Here is a 14903-nt window from a genome sequence, read left to right on the forward strand (position 1 = left end):
ACGTTGGTTCCGGAAAAATCTACCTCGAGGGCATAGAGGGGATAGGCTAGAGAGGCTCCATCCACACAGGGTAGGGGAATTTCTCGAAAGAATCTTCCGATTTCTCTAAGAATGGAAGGGGAGATCTTCTGGGGGACTGGTAATCGGCGGTGACGAAAGCCCAACCGCTTAGCAATTTTTTCCGCCACCGGACTTTCATCTTTGTAATCTCCAGTAGAGAGAGTAAGACAGGTAAGATCCCGGAACCCTGCTTCATGGAGGGCCAAAGCGATGGTATTGCTATCTTTTCCCAAACTCTGGAAAAGATAAACCGGGGCCTGGGGGCGCCACCCCCGAAAGACTGCTTCGGCCAGGAGAGAAAGTAGTCGATTCTCGTCCGGCAAAAGAGATTGATCTCTTTCGGAAAGAGAAAAAGGAAAATAATGTCCAAAATGCAATATTAATTGGCCTTTTTCGGCATTAATTTCCACATAGTCCCCAATATTGAGAACAAATAGATTTTCGAAAATGGTCCAGGGGGTGGGGATAACTCCACTGAGCAGAAGAAAGGAAATCCCTCGGGGCGAAGGCCGGAGGGAGGGCCTTATTTGGGGGTGATGGTAAAGTTCCAAAAGGTCTTCGCTTACCCATACCCTTTGGCGATCGGGACTCCAGAAAAGGTAAAGGGGTCTTTCCCCTGCAAGAGGACCTTCTAGCTTCAAGGGGGTGTCTTTCAAAGTAATTTCTCGAACCATACCTTGAGCCATTCCTCTGGAATACCCTGTCGTCGTAAAGTGCGTCTTAAAACTTGGTAGTTTTTGAGGCGTAATTTTTGGGGAAGAGGTCTTCGGAAGAATTTTACTTGATCCAGATCGAAAAGGAGAGGTTCTTCTCCAGGACGGACTAAAAAGTTATTAACCTTTGTATCGCGAATATAGAGACCCGCTTCGTGAAGCTTCTGCAGTAGTTTCAGAATGTCTTGCATAAGGGACTCGAACAAATTTCTTTCTTGGCGGGCTTTGTCCCATAGAGCAGGCAAGGTTTCAAATTCTAAATAATAAGGAGATAGAAGCCCTCCCCAGGCTTTTTGGCGGTAAGGATTTTTGAAGATAAAAAAACCCAGGGGAAGAATTACAGGAAACCCCCGTTCCGAGACCAGGAGGGCATTGAAGACGGCCTTAAAGGGGGGCCTATATTTCAATGGATATTTAAAGAGAAGTTTTGCTAGATTTTTTACATAAAAGATCTTCAAAAAGTAAAGTTTGTCCTCCAAGAGAATTTTTTCGGCTCGATGGATCCGGCCCGCCTTGAGGCAGACTCTTTGTCCCGCTCCGTATAGTATATTTTCTAAGTGGGTCAAGACTCCCGGGCTCCGAGCCCAAAGATGGGCTTCAGCAGTAGCTTTTTGATGAATATAGAGATTTTTTAGGTTTTTTTCCATAAAGTCAAAGGTCTGCGGCGGGCTTTAAAGTTTAAAAGGGGCTTAAATCCCTGAAGAGTTATTCCTTGAGGAGTTATTACCATTTTACATTTGTTAAGTTCGTTCGGGGATACCATCCTTATCCGGATTGGGGGAGAAGAAGTATAGCCCAAATAGTAGGTCAAATGAGGAGTATTTACTCCGTAGTCACAGAGAAGAGAGCCCCTGGAGAGGTATTTTTGGAGTAGGCGAGCGGCTCTGCGATAGTGGTCTCGAAAGCGATCCTGATAGGGAAAATAAACAGCGGAAAAGGCCAGTTTAGCCAGAAAAACAAAGACAAAAAGCCCCCATATTTTTTGCCGAGGGTCTCTGAGAAGGGACCATCCTATTCCTCCCAGAGAAAGAAGGCCCAGAAAAAATAATCCTCCTTCGTTTTCGTAAAGACGAAGTTTGTTCCAGGCACTTACAGCGAAAACAGGCCCTAAGAGGACCAAAACAATAACCAAGATTTTTAACGGCCATAGGATAACTTGAGGAATTTTGGATGTTTTTGCGGAATATTCCAAAACGGCAGAAATCAGGAAGGTTAAGGCCCCTACCGTGGGTAAAAGATAACGCAGGCGGGCTCCAGGGGAAAGCCAGTAAAGGGGAAAGGATAGACCGACAAACAGCACAGAAAACAGGGCCAGGTTACGAAGAGGAACGGAAAGACTTTTTCTGAATTCTCGCGAAAAATATCCCAAGACAAAAAGGATCCAGGGAAGGTGGCCCTGAAGGTAGGCTAAGGGAAAGGAGAGCGCATGCCCCCAGAAACCCGAGGGTTCTAAAGGATTTTTTTTCGAAAGATACTCTCCTAGCCAGGCCCTGAGGATGGTGCGAGAGCCTACTTCGCGGGAGGCCGGAAGAAACCAGGCCAAGAAGATTAGGGCATAGATCCCCAACCCCGCAAGATGGGGAAGAGAGAAGAATTCCCGGAGGCGTTTTTTCCAAAGGAGATAAGGGAAGATAGGAGTATAGAAAAAGATCACCGCTTGAAAGGTCTTAGTGAGAGTGGCCAGAGCTGCTACCCCGAGTCCCACGCTCCAGGCCCAGAAAGGTCTTCTACGGATTTCGTGAAAATAAAACCAGGAAAAGACGGAGACCGTTACCAGTAGGGTGTAAGTCATGTCGATTTCGGCCCGGCAGGCCTTGTCCAAGACCTCCGGGGTGGAAAGAAAGACCAGTCCGGGAAGGATCCAGAGAAGGCCGGGAGGACGGGCTACGGCCCGAAAAAGGAGGGCCAGGAAAAGGGCGGCCAGGGTGGCTGCGGTTACCGAAGAAAGCCGGGCTACAAATTCCGTGTGACTCCCAAAGAGCTTAAAAAAAACAATGAGCACCCAGTTATAGCCCGGAGGTTTCAGGAGGTAGGGACGGCCTTCGATATAGGGGATCAGGTAGTCCCCCCGTTCCATCATTTCCAGGGCCGCCACCACTCTGCGGGCGGCCTCTCCCTGAAACTCCCTTTCCCAAAGGAAAGGCAGATTTAAGGCCAGGGAATAGAGGATGATAGTGAAGATGCCGACAAGAAGGGTACGCCTATCCATAGCCGTATCCTTTTAGAATTTTCAGCATCCTTCGGGTGCGAGCCGGCCAGTCAAAATATTGCGCACGTTTGAGGGCTTTGTGGGCCAGTTTTTGGGCTAGATCCTCGTTCCCCAGCACTATTTGGGCTTTTTGGGCTAGATCCTCGGGGTTCCCGGGTTCAAAAAGTAAGGCCTCGCCCTCTTCTATCTCTTCTCGCACGGAGGGGAGGTTGCTGGCCAAGACGGGACGGCCGGCCCCGAGATATTCATACAGTTTCTGGTGGGCTACATAGGGCTGCTTGCCTTCTGGAAGGGCCGGAAGTACTAAAAGGTCCGCCTTGAGTAACCAGGACCGGACCTGGGCCGGAGGGAGGTAGCCGGTAAATTTTACCCGTGAGGAAAGGTTCAGGGCCCGAGAAAGCCTTTGGAGTCGGTCAAGGTCTTTTTTCCTTCCTCCAATCACTACCAACCTTGCCGCAGGTAGGTACTTTAAGGCTTCGAGCACTACCTCCACTCCTTGGCCGGGATAAAGTTGGCCCGCATAGACCATAAGCGGGGGATGATTTTTATCCCGGGAGATTGTATCCGTAAGGGGTTCGGAGGCCAAAGGTAGGTGCTCCAGGGGGACAGAGGGGGCGTAGATCTCCTGAATAAGCTCTTTAAGGGCTCTGGTGGTAATCAGCCCCAGGGAGAGGGCCTCAAAGACCTTTTTTTCCTCCGGACAGGGGCCCCCTTTTTTAAAGTAGCGTAGTCCATGAATTTCCAAAATACGCGGTACTTCCGGGGCCAGGCGCAGAGCGAGGCGGACTAGTCTGGCTTCCGAAAAGAGAAAAAGACTCCCCTCGGAAGGAGGATGCCGGCGGAGATAAAGCCGCAAGAAGAGATCATAAATCGAATTAACCGCGAGTTTAAAAGGCCTTCTGATCCGCAGTACGGGGATAGGAACTATCTTTAGTTTTTCTGGAGGGGGGCCCAGACCGTAATATTTTAAGAGGGCCTCTGGCCGGCGGAAGGCCTTTTTTAAAGGAGCCAGAAGGAGAGTAGGGAGGCCTTCTCGGGCCAAATAATAGACCGTTTTGATGACATGCACATCATGGGCCCGCCCCCAGGGAAAGGGGAGATGGTGAAGATAAATGACCTTCACCCGAGAAGTCTCCGGAGGTGGTTTTCCCAACTCCAGGAGGCCCAATCCTGGGAAGAAATCGTCCCTCCTTTTTCCTCAAGAACCCTTTCAAGTTCGGTTTTCCACTTACCGGCTTCCCTGGGAAGTACACGTCCCCAACCTTCCGGGATCACTTCTGCGGCGCCGTTTTCCGGGGTGGTTATTACCGGAAGGCCGCAGGCCAAGGCCTCAAGCACCACGTTGGCGAAGGGATCGTACCGCGTGGGAAGGGTAAGGAGATCCGCCGCCCCGTAAAGTCTTTCCATCTCGCGCACCGGCCCTAGATAATAGACCCGGCCCTTCTGTCCCAAAGGTTTCCCGCCGGCCACCAAAAGTTTAAACTCCGGGGGCAATTCCTCAAGCACCTCTAGGAGGAAAGGCAGTCCTTTCCTCCTCCAGTCCGAGCCCACAAAAAGGAGGGCCCGGTCTTTTTCGGAGAGAGAGAGTTCCCCTCTTACCTCGGCCCGGAAGCGCTGCACCGAAGGATTAAACCGCGCAAGATCCACCCCGTTATAAATAACTTCCGTCTTGGGGGAGGCGAAGGGGTAGAATTCCGCGATCTCCCGGGCCACCAGGCGGGAATTTACGATCACCCGGCGGGCTGCACGAAGACTCTGGACCTCGAGCCAGAGGAGGAGGCGATGTCGGGGACGAAGGGGCCAGAGAAAGGGCGGCCTTGCGTATCCCCGCCTAAGCCAGACGAGGTGGAGGGGGTCGGAGATCCTCAGCCAGTCCGCGGGGAAAAAACGCCCGGTGGCATAAACCAGGTCGAAAGATTCCTGCCGGAGCACACGCCGGGCGTTAAAAAAGAAAGAAAGGGTCTTGGCCAGGGACCCGCGGCCCACCACCGGGGCCCTTAGGAGGCGCACCCCGGGGACCTCGCAACGGTCGGCCACCACCGTGACCTCATGTCCCAGGCGGCTCAGTTCTCGGGCCACATAGGCCGTATAATTTTCGGCCCCCCCTAACCCGAAACCTACCCGGGGACGTACCAGGGCGATCTTCATCGTCAAGACTTTACCGGGGCCGGGAAGAGGACACAACTTACCCTTTTCCCGCGGCAAAAAGGGGAAGTTCTTCTTCCGGGAGTTCCCAGGGGAGGCAATCCTCGAAGGGGAGATCCGGATTCTTGCACCCGCAGATCTTTACTCTTATTCCGTAAAGGCGGCCTATCTCCCGGAAGATACGATAGCCCTTTTCCCGAATTTCCTTCCGGGCCAATTTGGTGGTGGCGGAGGTGATGACCTTCTGCCAGGGTTCACCCCGATAAAATTTCAGGATCTCTCGCAGGAGGCCGGCCGGAAGCTCCCGGGCCATTTGCCGGAGAACCCCCGGACGGAGTACCAGGTAACTTACCGAGACCTCGCGCACCCCCACGGCGGAAAGTCTCCGGAAAAGGGCCTCCACCACCTCCTGCCGGTCGGTGAGACCGGGGATGACCGGGTCCACCCGCACCGCCGGCGAAAGTCCCAAGGCGGAAAGGCGCTCCAGTTGTCTGAGGCGCAGGGCCGGCGGGGCGGTTCGAGGTTCAAAAAGCCGATGGTATTCCGGGACCGAGGCCACCAGCCCTACCCGGGGGCGGACCCGCTGGCGCCAGTTGGCAAGAAGGGAAAAGACTTCCTCTGGAAGACGCCCTTTGGTGAGAAAGGAGACTGCAAGCCCGGCCTCAAGCACCAAACGCAGGACCTCCAAGGCCTTTTTCTGGATTTCCGGATGAGGCTGAAAGAGATCGGAGGCCGTGGAAAAGGTCACCGCCGGGGGAACTTTTCCTCGGGCTTTACGCCGTCGGAGTTCTTCCCGCAATTTTTCGGGGAGATTGGCGTAAAGCCAGACCTCCCTTTCCGGAGTTTCGGGAAAGGCCCGGGCATAACAGTAAACACAGGCGTGGAGACAACCCCGGGTGAGGTTGATCGAAGGGACCCCCCGGAGGCAACCAAAGGCCGGGGGCTTAAGGATCGGACTTTTGCGGAGAACCTTCCGGAGGAACACCGGGAAAATCGAGGTGCCGGGGCCCGGAATCGAACCAGGGACACGCGGATTTTCAGTCCGCTGCTCTACCGACTGAGCTACCCCGGCACTTTCATCCTTTTATTACCATGATTTGGGTCCCCTGCAAGCCCCGCCCTAGAAGGGTTTGATCTTCTTCTCCCGGGGCACTTCCCGGCGCCGTTTGACCAGGTCCTCCCCGAAAAGGACGGTCTTAAGCCAACGAAAGCCGAACTGAAGGAGGGCCAGATCGTCCTCCCGGATGCGGGAGAGGGTTTCCTCATCCACCTCAAAGATCTCCAAAAATTTGCTCTCAAAGACAAAGCGCCGAAACCTTTCCGGGTTGGTGCTCACCAGGAAAAAGAGCTCCAGGCTCTTTTGGGGCACTTCGATAGGGCCGAGGGACTCCTTTTTCATGACGATTTCGGCCCACTCCTTGATAGGCTCTTCGGTCTCCGGAATACCCTGGCTCTGGCGGTATTCCTCCACGGTAATCTCCGGCCCGGAATCGAGCCCCTGACAGAAGCCCTCTTTCACCAGGTAATAGAAGTCCTCGTTGCGTCCCTCGTCCCGATTGCGGAAGATACCCAGCCCCAGGGGATAGTAACGACAGGCCAGGGGCCTTACCGGATAGACGGTGCAGCCCTCCTCTCCTAGGAAGGGGCAGGTCTTCTCAGCGTCGTCTCGCATTTTGAGCCGGGCCACCGGAAGCCCCGAACGGGGGAGGATAAAGGGCTCCGTGTAGAGGATCAGAAATTCGTCCGTGGTAAGCCCGAAGTGATCCCTCAGACGCAGGATGTCGTAAGGGGTAAGGGGAAGATAGAGGGCCGAACAGCAGAGTTTAAAACAAGGGACCCCGGGACCACACTGAAAGACGAACTTGGTCCCGGGCTCCAGCTTAATGGGCACGATAATGCGGTCCAGACCGCGCAATTCGGTAATAGCCATGGGGCACTCCTTAGGATCGTTTGCGTAATCTTACCCCGAAAAATCCGTCCAGGCCATGGCGATGGGGATAGGTATGGAGAAAACCCTGCTCGTCCACCAGTTCGGCCGCGGCCTCCGGGAGGACCTTTCGGGGGTCTTCTATTTCAAAGCCGCGGTGTCTTTCCCGGAAGCGGGCCACCACCTCTTCATTTTCTTCCGGTTCGAGGCTGCAGGTGGCGTAGACCAGGACCCCTCCGGGCTTGAGGACCCCGGCCAGTCCCTCAAGGAGGGCCAGCTGTTTCTGGGGTACGGTCACCAGATCCTCCGGCTTCCGGGCCCATTTGATGTCCGGATGCCGGCGGATGACCCCGGTGCCGGTGCAAGGGGCGTCCACCAGGACGCGGTCGAAGAAATTTCCTCCCAGGGCCTTTACGGACTCCAGTACGTCCCCGGAGATGACCTCCACGTTGGTTATTCCTAGGCGGCGGGCGTTTTCTTGGAGGCGTTCAAGCCGCCAGGGGTAAAGATCGCAGGCATAGATGCGGCCGGTATTGCGCATAAGCTGTGCGAGATGGGTGGTCTTGCCCCCTACCCCGGCACAGGCGTCCAGCACCCGCTCTCCGGGCCGGGGAGAGACCAGGTAAGAAACCAACTGGCTGGCCTCGTCCTGTACTTGGAGCCAGCCGGCCCGAAAGGCCCGCAGGGCGGTAATGGGGCCTCGGAAGCCGTGGAGGATAATCCCCTCCGGGCTATAACGACAGGGTTCGGCCTCCGGGATCTCGGATCGGAGATAAGCCAGGAGCTGTTGCCGGGTGACCCGCAGGGTGTTGGTCCGCACCACCAGAGGGGGTTTCTCGTTCCCGGCGGCCAAAAGTCTTTCGGTCTCTTCCTCTCCGAAGCGGGAGAGCCATCTCTCTACCAACCATTCGGGATAGGAGTAGCGTATCGAAAGATAGGTTACCGGGTTCATCTCCCGGGGAGGTTCCGGAGGGTTGTCCCGCACTTCGGCGATGCGCCGGAGTACGGCATTCACAAAGGAAACTACCCACGGACCTCGGCCGCGTTTGAGGAGTTTTACCGCCTCGGCCACCGCGGCTCGGGCCGGCACCCGGGTAAAAAGGAGCTGATAGGCCGAAAGACGCAGGAGATTGCGCACCTGAGGGTCCATGCGCTCCAGGGGCTCTTCGGAAAATCGAGAAAGCACATAGTCTAAATAATAGAGGTGGCGGACGACGCCGTTTACCAGTTCCCCACAGAAGGCTCGATCTCGAGGATCGGGAAGGACACTTTTTACCAAGACCTCGGAAAGGATCTCGTCCAAGAGGGGCTTTCCCTTCTCCCAGCGGATGAGGGTCTTTAAGGCCATAGCGCGGGGATTGCGGCGGGGAAGCTTGGGCATAACTTAATTCCCCCGGCGCAGGGCCTCTTCGGTGCGCTGCCGCAGTTCCGCGAGTTTTTTGGAGATGCGGGGGTTGGGAGTGCGCCGCCCTTCCCGGATGTCTGCCGGGAGGTAGCGCAACTGCTCGGCGGCATACTGCCGGATCTCGGAAAGTGCAGGCGGCCGGGAAAGAAGGCGCCCCTCTTTCATGAAACACCGCAAAAGAGGCTCTCCGGGTAGATCTTCTTCCCGCAGCCCCAGTTCGTCCTCGTAAAAGACCCCGGCCACATCCCGGCGTCGGAAGACCTGTTTGCGTCCGGGATAGGTGAGCTTGCCCTCCGAGAGTTTCATCCTGGGGCGGCCGTCATATTCCACGAGCTTGTAGGCCAGGTCCAAGTAAGGGGCATCGGCCGAGACCCCCATTTTGGTCCCCACTCCAAAGGCCTCCACCGGGGCCCCGGATTCTACAATTTCGGCGATCTTTTCCTCGTCCAGCCCCCCGGAGACGAAGATCTTTATCTCTGGAAGCCCGGCTTCGTCGAGAAGACGTCGGACCTCCCGGGACAGTTCGATCACGTTTCCGGAGTCCAGCCTCACTCCCCGCACATAGATACCCCGAGCGGCCAGTTCCCGGGCCACCTGGGCCGCCACCTCCGCTCCCCGCAGGGTATCGTAGGTATCGATGAGAAAGACCGTCCTTTCCGGAAAGTTTTCGGCAAAGGCCCGGAAGGCTTCGGCCTCGGTGGGGAAGCTTTCCACAAAGGAGTGGGCCATAGTCCCGGTGACCGGAATACCGAAGAGTTTTCCCGCCAGCACATTGCTGGTGGCGGTAAAGCCTGCAACATAGGAGGCTCGGGCCGCATGCAGGCTGGCTTCCAGGCCGTGAGTGCGCCGGGCCCCAAAATCCACACAGGCCCTTCCCCGGGCCGCAAGCACGCACCGGGCCGCCTTGGTGGCCACCGCCGTCTCCACATTGATGAGATTGATGGCCAGGGTCTCGATCAGCTGGGCCTCAGGCAGCGGGGCAGTGACCTCCAGCACGGGTTCGTTTTCAAAAAAGACCGTCCCCTCCGGCAGGGCCCAGATCTCCCCGGTAAAACGGAATTGGCGCAGATAGTCCAAAAAGGTAGGTTTGAAGAGCTTTAGGGATTCGAGATAGGCCAGATCCTCTTCGGAAAAACGGAGTTTTTCCAGGGCTTCAAGGAGGGGCCCAAGGCCTGCGGCCAAAAGAAAAGAACGTCGCCGAGGGAGCTTGCGGACAAAGAGGGAAAAGGTGGCCGGGGCCAGCATCTCCCTTTCCACATAAACCTGGGCCATGGTGAGCTCATAGAGATCCGTAAGAAGCGGAGAGAGGTTGAGCCAATTCATAGTCCTCGGCCTTGCGGCTGGTTTGGGTTAGCCTACCACAGAGAGGCTCGGACCTTCAAGGCTTGGGCTGAGATCTGCCCAGCCCACAAGAAGCCCTTATCATTATAAGTAGATGAGGCGCTACTACAGCTTTAACCAGTTTTTACGGGAAAGATTCGGGGAGCGGGTCCAGAAGGTGCCGCTTGATGCGGGCTTCACCTGCCCCAATCGGGACGGCACCAAGGGCCACGGGGGATGTATTTATTGTAATGCCTACGGTTCGGGGACCGGGGCCTTCAGGCAGGGGATCTCCGTCCGGGAACAGATGCTCTCCGGCATGGAGAAGATGGCCCGGCGCTACGGGGCCCGCAAATTCTTGGCCTATTTTCAGGCCTTCTCCAACACTTACGGGCCGCCGGAGGTCCTGCGGGCCCGCTATGAGGAGGCCCTGGTGGACGAGAGGGTGGTGGGGCTCTGTGTGGGGACCCGTCCGGACTGTGTGAACGAGGAAGTGGCCGAGGTCCTGGCGGAGTTTGAGTCTCGGGGCCTGATGGTCTGGGTGGAGTTGGGTCTCCAGAGCGTCCACAACGAGACCCTGGCCCGGATCCGTCGGGGGCACACCTTTGAGGACTTTCTGGCTGCACTGGAGATCCTCAAAAGGCGCCCTCTCCTGGTTTGCGTGCACCTCATCTTCGGGCTTCCGGGGGAGGGTCCTCTCGAAATGTTAGAGACGGTGCGCAAACTTGCGGAACTTCCGGTGGACGGAATCAAATTTCATGAACTCTACGTGGTGCGGGGCTCGGCCCTGGAGGCCCTTTATCGCCAAGGGCATTACCGGCCGCTCACCCAGGGGGAGTATGCGGATCTGGTGGCCGAGGCCATCGCCCATCTTCCTCCGCGGGTGGTCATTCAGCGCCTTACCGGGGACCCTCGGCCAGAGGAACTGGTGGCCCCGGATTGGGCTCGGGACAAGAGCGGCACCCGCCGCCTCATTGAGGAGACCCTTCTCAACCGCGGGCTCTATCAGGGGAAGTATCTCTCCTGATTTCCGGGGATTCCAAAGGGCGCAATTTTTAATTAGGCTATTAATATGAGAGGTTTTTGGCGAAAATTGGCCGGGCTTTGGTGGGCCGGAGCGGGCCTCTTTCTCCTCTTGGCCCTGGTCTCTTATCATCCTCCGGATCCGGGATTCGGGAGGGCGGGGGCCGAAGGAGTGCACAACTGGGGAGGACTCCTTGGGGCCTATCTGGCCTCCCTCCTTCTCACCCTCTTTGGGGCCGCGGCCTTTCTCCTTCCTCCGGCCTTTTTTTATTTGGCCCGGAGCTTTCTCCGGGCCCCTAGAGTTCTTCCTCCGGTCTTGGGGATCTTCTGCCTGGTGCTGGCGGCCAGTCTTCTTCTGGGGTTTGTCCCGGAGGCCTGGTGGGGGCGTTGGCGCTGGCCCCTTCACGGAGGCCTGGTGGGCTTTTTGGGGCAGGCCGCCCTCCCTTACATTGGGGTTCCGGGGCTTGTTCTGGGCACTTTGGTGCTGGGAGGAATAGGGTGGGGGCTCCTTTGGGGGCCTGAAGGTTGGCCACGAGGCCCTTCCTGGAAGGCCCTTTTCCGCAGGCCCCGGGCCCGAAAATCTTCCGGAAAAAGAGAAAGGGTCTCCAAAGAAGAAGGGCCTTCTCCTTTGGGGGAAACTCCGGCGCCTTCCCTCAAGGCCCGGGGACTCCCCCCTCCGCTCTCCCTTCTTTCCCCCCCTCCGCGTAGGGCCCAAGGACCTTCTTCGGAGATCCTGGAGCGCCTGGGGCGGACCCTTCAGGAAAAGCTACGGGAGTTCGGGGTGCACGGAGAGGTGGTGGGGGTGCATCCCGGACCGGTGATCACGGTCTACGAGTTCCGTCCGGCGCCGGGGGTGAAGATCAACCGTATTGCGGCCCTGGCCGACGATCTGGCCCTGGGCCTTTCGGCCGAAAGTGTGCGCATCGTGGCCCCTATTCCGGGGCGCGACGTGGTGGGGATCGAGGTCTCCAACCCTGAAAGGGAAACGGTCTGGCTCCGAGAGATCCTGGAATCCGAAGCCTTTCGGAAGTCTCCCTCTCCCCTCACCCTGGCCCTGGGAAAGGATCAGTCCGGACGCCCGGTGGTGGCCGATCTCCTGCGCATGCCGCATCTTCTCATCGCCGGGGCCACCGGGACCGGAAAGAGTGTTTTTATTCACTCCGTTATTCTGGGTCTCATCTTTAAGAACCCTCCGGAAAGGGTGCGCTTTCTTTTGGTCGATCCCAAGCGCATAGAGCTTTCGATCTATGAGGATATTCCCTACCTCTTGCATCCGGTGGTGCTTGAGCCCCGTACGGCTACCAAGGCCTTGCGCTGGGCGGTCTCGGAGATGGAGCGCCGCTACCAGCTGCTGGAGGAATCCCGGGCCCGGAATCTCGATTCTTACAACCAGAGGGCCGAAGAAAAGCTACCCTACATCGTGATCATCATTGACGAATTGGCGGACCTCATGGTGGTGGCCTCGAAGGAGGTGGAGACCCTCCTTACGCGGCTGGCCCAGATGGCCCGGGCCTCTGGAATTCATCTCCTTTTGGCCACACAGCGTCCCTCGGTGGACGTCATCACCGGGCTGATCAAGGCCAACTTTCCGGCCCGCATTTCCTTCCAGGTGTCTTCGAGGACCGACTCCAGGACCATTCTCGACACTCAAGGGGCCGAAAGGTTGCTGGGGGCCGGAGATATGCTTTTCCTGCCTCCGGGAGGCTCTAAGCTTCAACGTATTCACGGTCCGTATGTTTCCGAGGAGGAAGTCCGGCAGGTGGTGGAGTATCTGCGGGCCCAGGGAGAGCCGGACTATTTGGCGGACTTTGAAAGCTTAGAGGAGGAGGATCTGGAAACTTCCTTTTCCGACGAGGAGGCCGACGATGAACTCTACCGAGAGGCCGTGCGCATTGCCCTAGAGCGGGGTAAAATTTCAGTCTCCATGTTACAGCGCCGCTTGCGCATAGGCTACAACCGGGCGGCTCGCCTGGTGGAACGTATGGAAGAGGAGGGGATCGTTGGTCCGAGCGATGGTGTGCGTCCTCGTCCTGTGCTGGTGGGTCGCAAGCCTTGAGGCCGCTCCCACCCCCCAGGAGGTCCTGAAGAAGGTAGAGGCCTTTTACCGCGGAATTACCTCCGTGTCCGGAAGCTTCAGCCAGGAGGTCTACTGGCGAAAGGGCCTTACGGTGGAGGCCTCAAGCGGGCGTTTCTGGTTTGAAAAGCCCCGGCGCCTGCGGTGGGAATACCTTTCCCCGGAAAGGCTTCTCCTGGTCTCCGACGGTAAACGGGTCTACTTTTACGTCGAAGCCGACCGACAGGTAACCATTCTTTCGCCGGACAAGGCCTTCTCCCGCCCGGTACTCAAACTCCTTTCCGGGACCGGAGACCTCGCCCAGGAGTTCGAAATCCTTTCCGGAGTCCCCGAGGGTCCGGAGGACTACCTTTTGGAACTCAAGCCGCGCCACGAGGAGCAGATCAGCCGCCTGAGGATCAGGGTGCACCTTCCCCAAGGGGAGATCCGGGAAGTCTGGTATTGGGACCCTCTGGGCAATCTGACCCACCTTAGTCTGGAAAATCTTTGCGTAAACCCTAAAATAAAACCCAAGCTCTTTGTCTTTGTTCCTCCCCCGGAGGTGGAGATTCTCGACCAGACCCAGGGAGGTTCTTGATGGAGAAAGAAAAACTTTCGGCCGAGATTCGGCGTCTGGCTAAGGACCGCAAGGCCCTTATCCTGGCCCATAACTATCAACCCCCAGAGATCCAAGATATTGCGGATCTGGTGGGAGATTCTCTGGAACTTTCCCTGAAGGCAGCCCAGACCGAGGCCGAGGTGATCGTCTTTTGCGGGGTGCTTTTTATGGCCGAGACGGCCCACATCGTGTCTCCGGAAAAGATCGTCCTTTTCCCGGCCCCCCAGGCCTGCTGCGCCATGGCCAGCATGATCACCCCCGAGGACGTCCGGGCCCTAAGAGAGGCCCATCCCGGGGCCCCGGTGGTCACCTATGTGAATTCCTACGCGGAGGTCAAGGCCGAAAGCGATATCTGTTGCACCTCGGCCAACGTGGTGCGGGTCATCGCCACTCTTCCGGAAAAGGAGATTATCTGCCTTCCGGATATGAATCTCGCCCAATATGCCCAGAGATTTTTCCCGGACAAAAAGATTATCTACTTTGAGGGGTTTTGTCCCTTCCATCATCTTCTTACTCCAGAGGAGGTGAAGAGGGCCAAAGAGGCCCATCCGGAAGCCCTGTTTATCGCCCATCCCGAGTGTCGCCCGGAAGTCATCGATCTTGCCGATCACGTGGCCTCCACCAGCGGAATGCTCAAGTTCTGCCGGGAATCAGAACATCGGGAATTCATCATCGGGACTGAAGTGGGGCTTCTTTATCCGTTGCGCAAGCAGAATCCAGACAAAAAGTTCTATCCGGCCTCAGAAAATATGGTCTGTGAGGCCATGAAACTTACCACTTTAGAGCTGGTTTATCAGGCCTTAGAGAAGATGGAGCCCCGGGTGGAGGTGCCGGAAGATATTCGTAAGCGGGCTCTGAGGGCCGTCAAGCGCATGTTGGAGATCCCCCGGGGTTAAGGCTACCGGATCTCGGCCTTGTAGATCCGCTGCATACGTTTAAGGGCAAAGGCGTGGGCCTCGGGATCAAAGTCACCCACGGCCTTCTCCGGCACCACCACTTTGAAGCCCCGGAAGAAGGCCCCGGCCGCGGTGTCCATCACGCAGATACTGGTACAGACCCCGCAGAGCCAGACCTCAGAGACCCCCAGCTCCTGCAGGACTTCTTCGAGATTGGTGCGGAAGAAGGCGTCAAACCGGGTCTTTTCGATTACCCTCTCCCCGGGTTTGGGGGCGATCTCCGGGATAACTTCCGCCCCCCAGGTGCCCTTCACACAGTGGGCCGGGAAGGCTTGGAACTCCGCATCCTCAGGGTCATGGGCGTCACAGACATAGATTACCGGTTCCCCCCGGGAGCGGAATTCCTCAAGGAGCCGCTGCACCTCGGGAATGATGGCCCGGGCCCTCTGACCACAATAAAGGACCCCTCTGGGGTCCAAAAAGTCATTCAACATGTCGATCACCACCAGAGCCCGCATACTTTTTTTATAAAA

Annotated in this window: 13 protein-coding genes, 1 tRNA gene and 1 pseudogene; 4 read left to right on the forward strand and 11 right to left on the reverse strand. The window is 57.0% G+C overall.

Annotated elements, in window-relative coordinates; genetic code table 11:
* Window positions 1–17: 17 nt before the first annotated feature.
* The 10 genes and pseudogenes from FVE67_RS09615 to FVE67_RS05500 all read right to left on the reverse strand — a co-directional run.
* Window positions 18–746 (reverse strand): annotated as a pseudogene (locus FVE67_RS09615) (asparagine synthase-related protein); the annotation flags it as partial.
* Window positions 713–1420 (reverse strand): lipopolysaccharide kinase InaA family protein, encoded by a 708-nt coding sequence (locus FVE67_RS05460; RefSeq protein ID WP_210534564.1) that lies wholly within the window; start codon window positions 1418–1420, stop codon window positions 713–715. The gene FVE67_RS05460 and the pseudogene FVE67_RS09615, both read right to left, overlap by 34 nt.
* Window positions 1405–2982: an ArnT family glycosyltransferase gene (locus FVE67_RS05465; RefSeq protein WP_168719631.1), complete on the reverse strand. Its 1578-nt coding sequence runs from the start codon at window positions 2980–2982 to the stop codon at window positions 1405–1407. Before FVE67_RS05465 ends, FVE67_RS05460 begins: the two co-directional genes overlap by 16 nt.
* Window positions 2975–4105, reverse strand: a complete 1131-nt coding sequence (locus FVE67_RS05470; RefSeq protein WP_168719632.1) for a glycosyltransferase family 4 protein — start codon at window positions 4103–4105, stop codon at window positions 2975–2977. The genes FVE67_RS05465 and FVE67_RS05470 overlap by 8 nt, the downstream gene beginning before the upstream one ends.
* Window positions 4102–5130 carry a glycosyltransferase family 4 protein gene (locus FVE67_RS05475; protein WP_168719633.1) on the reverse strand — a complete coding sequence of 343 codons (1029 nt, stop codon included), beginning with the start codon at window positions 5128–5130 and terminating at the stop codon, window positions 4102–4104. The genes FVE67_RS05470 and FVE67_RS05475 overlap by 4 nt, the downstream gene beginning before the upstream one ends.
* Before the next feature lie 37 nt (window positions 5131–5167).
* Window positions 5168–6112 carry an SPL family radical SAM protein gene (locus FVE67_RS05480; protein WP_168719634.1) on the reverse strand — a complete coding sequence of 315 codons (945 nt, stop codon included), beginning with the start codon at window positions 6110–6112 and terminating at the stop codon, window positions 5168–5170.
* Between the two features lie 14 nt (window positions 6113–6126).
* Window positions 6127–6199 (reverse strand) — tRNA-Phe (locus FVE67_RS05485).
* Window positions 6200–6247: 48 nt separating this feature from the next.
* Window positions 6248–7057 (reverse strand): YkgJ family cysteine cluster protein, encoded by an 810-nt coding sequence (locus tag FVE67_RS05490; protein WP_168719635.1) that lies wholly within the window; start codon window positions 7055–7057, stop codon window positions 6248–6250.
* Between the two features lie 10 nt (window positions 7058–7067).
* Window positions 7068–8435: a 16S rRNA (cytosine(967)-C(5))-methyltransferase RsmB gene (rsmB, locus tag FVE67_RS05495; RefSeq protein WP_168719636.1), complete on the reverse strand. Its 1368-nt coding sequence runs from the start codon at window positions 8433–8435 to the stop codon at window positions 7068–7070.
* Window positions 8436–8438: 3 nt separating this feature from the next.
* A complete protein-coding gene (locus FVE67_RS05500; RefSeq protein ID WP_168719637.1) occupies window positions 8439–9782 on the reverse strand; it encodes a nicotinate phosphoribosyltransferase in 1344 nt (447 codons plus the stop codon).
* A gap of 112 nt (window positions 9783–9894) precedes the next feature.
* Here FVE67_RS05500 and mnmL point away from each other — a divergent pair, with 112 nt between their 5' ends.
* Genes mnmL through nadA form a run of 4 tightly spaced genes read left to right on the forward strand, consistent with a single transcriptional unit; the run spans window position 9895 to window position 14370 of the window.
* Window positions 9895–10806 (forward strand): tRNA modification radical SAM protein MnmL/YtqA, encoded by a 912-nt coding sequence (mnmL, locus tag FVE67_RS05505; RefSeq protein WP_168719638.1) that lies wholly within the window; start codon window positions 9895–9897, stop codon window positions 10804–10806.
* A 45-nt stretch (window positions 10807–10851) separates the two neighbouring features.
* Entirely contained in the window at window positions 10852–12858 is a 2007-nt protein-coding gene (locus FVE67_RS05510; RefSeq protein ID WP_168719639.1) for a DNA translocase FtsK, read from the forward strand.
* Window positions 12803–13453, forward strand: a complete 651-nt coding sequence (gene lolA, locus FVE67_RS05515) for an outer membrane lipoprotein periplasmic chaperone LolA (protein WP_168719640.1) — start codon at window positions 12803–12805, stop codon at window positions 13451–13453. The genes FVE67_RS05510 and lolA overlap by 56 nt, the downstream gene beginning before the upstream one ends.
* Window positions 13453–14370: a quinolinate synthase NadA gene (gene nadA, locus FVE67_RS05520; RefSeq protein ID WP_168719641.1), complete on the forward strand. Its 918-nt coding sequence runs from the start codon at window positions 13453–13455 to the stop codon at window positions 14368–14370. The genes lolA and nadA overlap by 1 nt, the downstream gene beginning before the upstream one ends.
* A 2-nt stretch (window positions 14371–14372) precedes the next feature.
* Here the strand turns inward: nadA and FVE67_RS05525 are convergent, their stop codons facing one another.
* A complete protein-coding gene (locus FVE67_RS05525; protein WP_168719642.1) occupies window positions 14373–14888 on the reverse strand; it encodes a cysteine hydrolase family protein in 516 nt (171 codons plus the stop codon).
* Window positions 14889–14903: the final 15 nt, after the last annotated feature.

This window comes from Thermosulfurimonas marina, from assembly GCF_012317585.1.
Taxonomy (GTDB): domain Bacteria; phylum Desulfobacterota; class Thermodesulfobacteria; order Thermodesulfobacteriales; family Thermodesulfobacteriaceae; genus Thermosulfurimonas_A; species Thermosulfurimonas_A marina.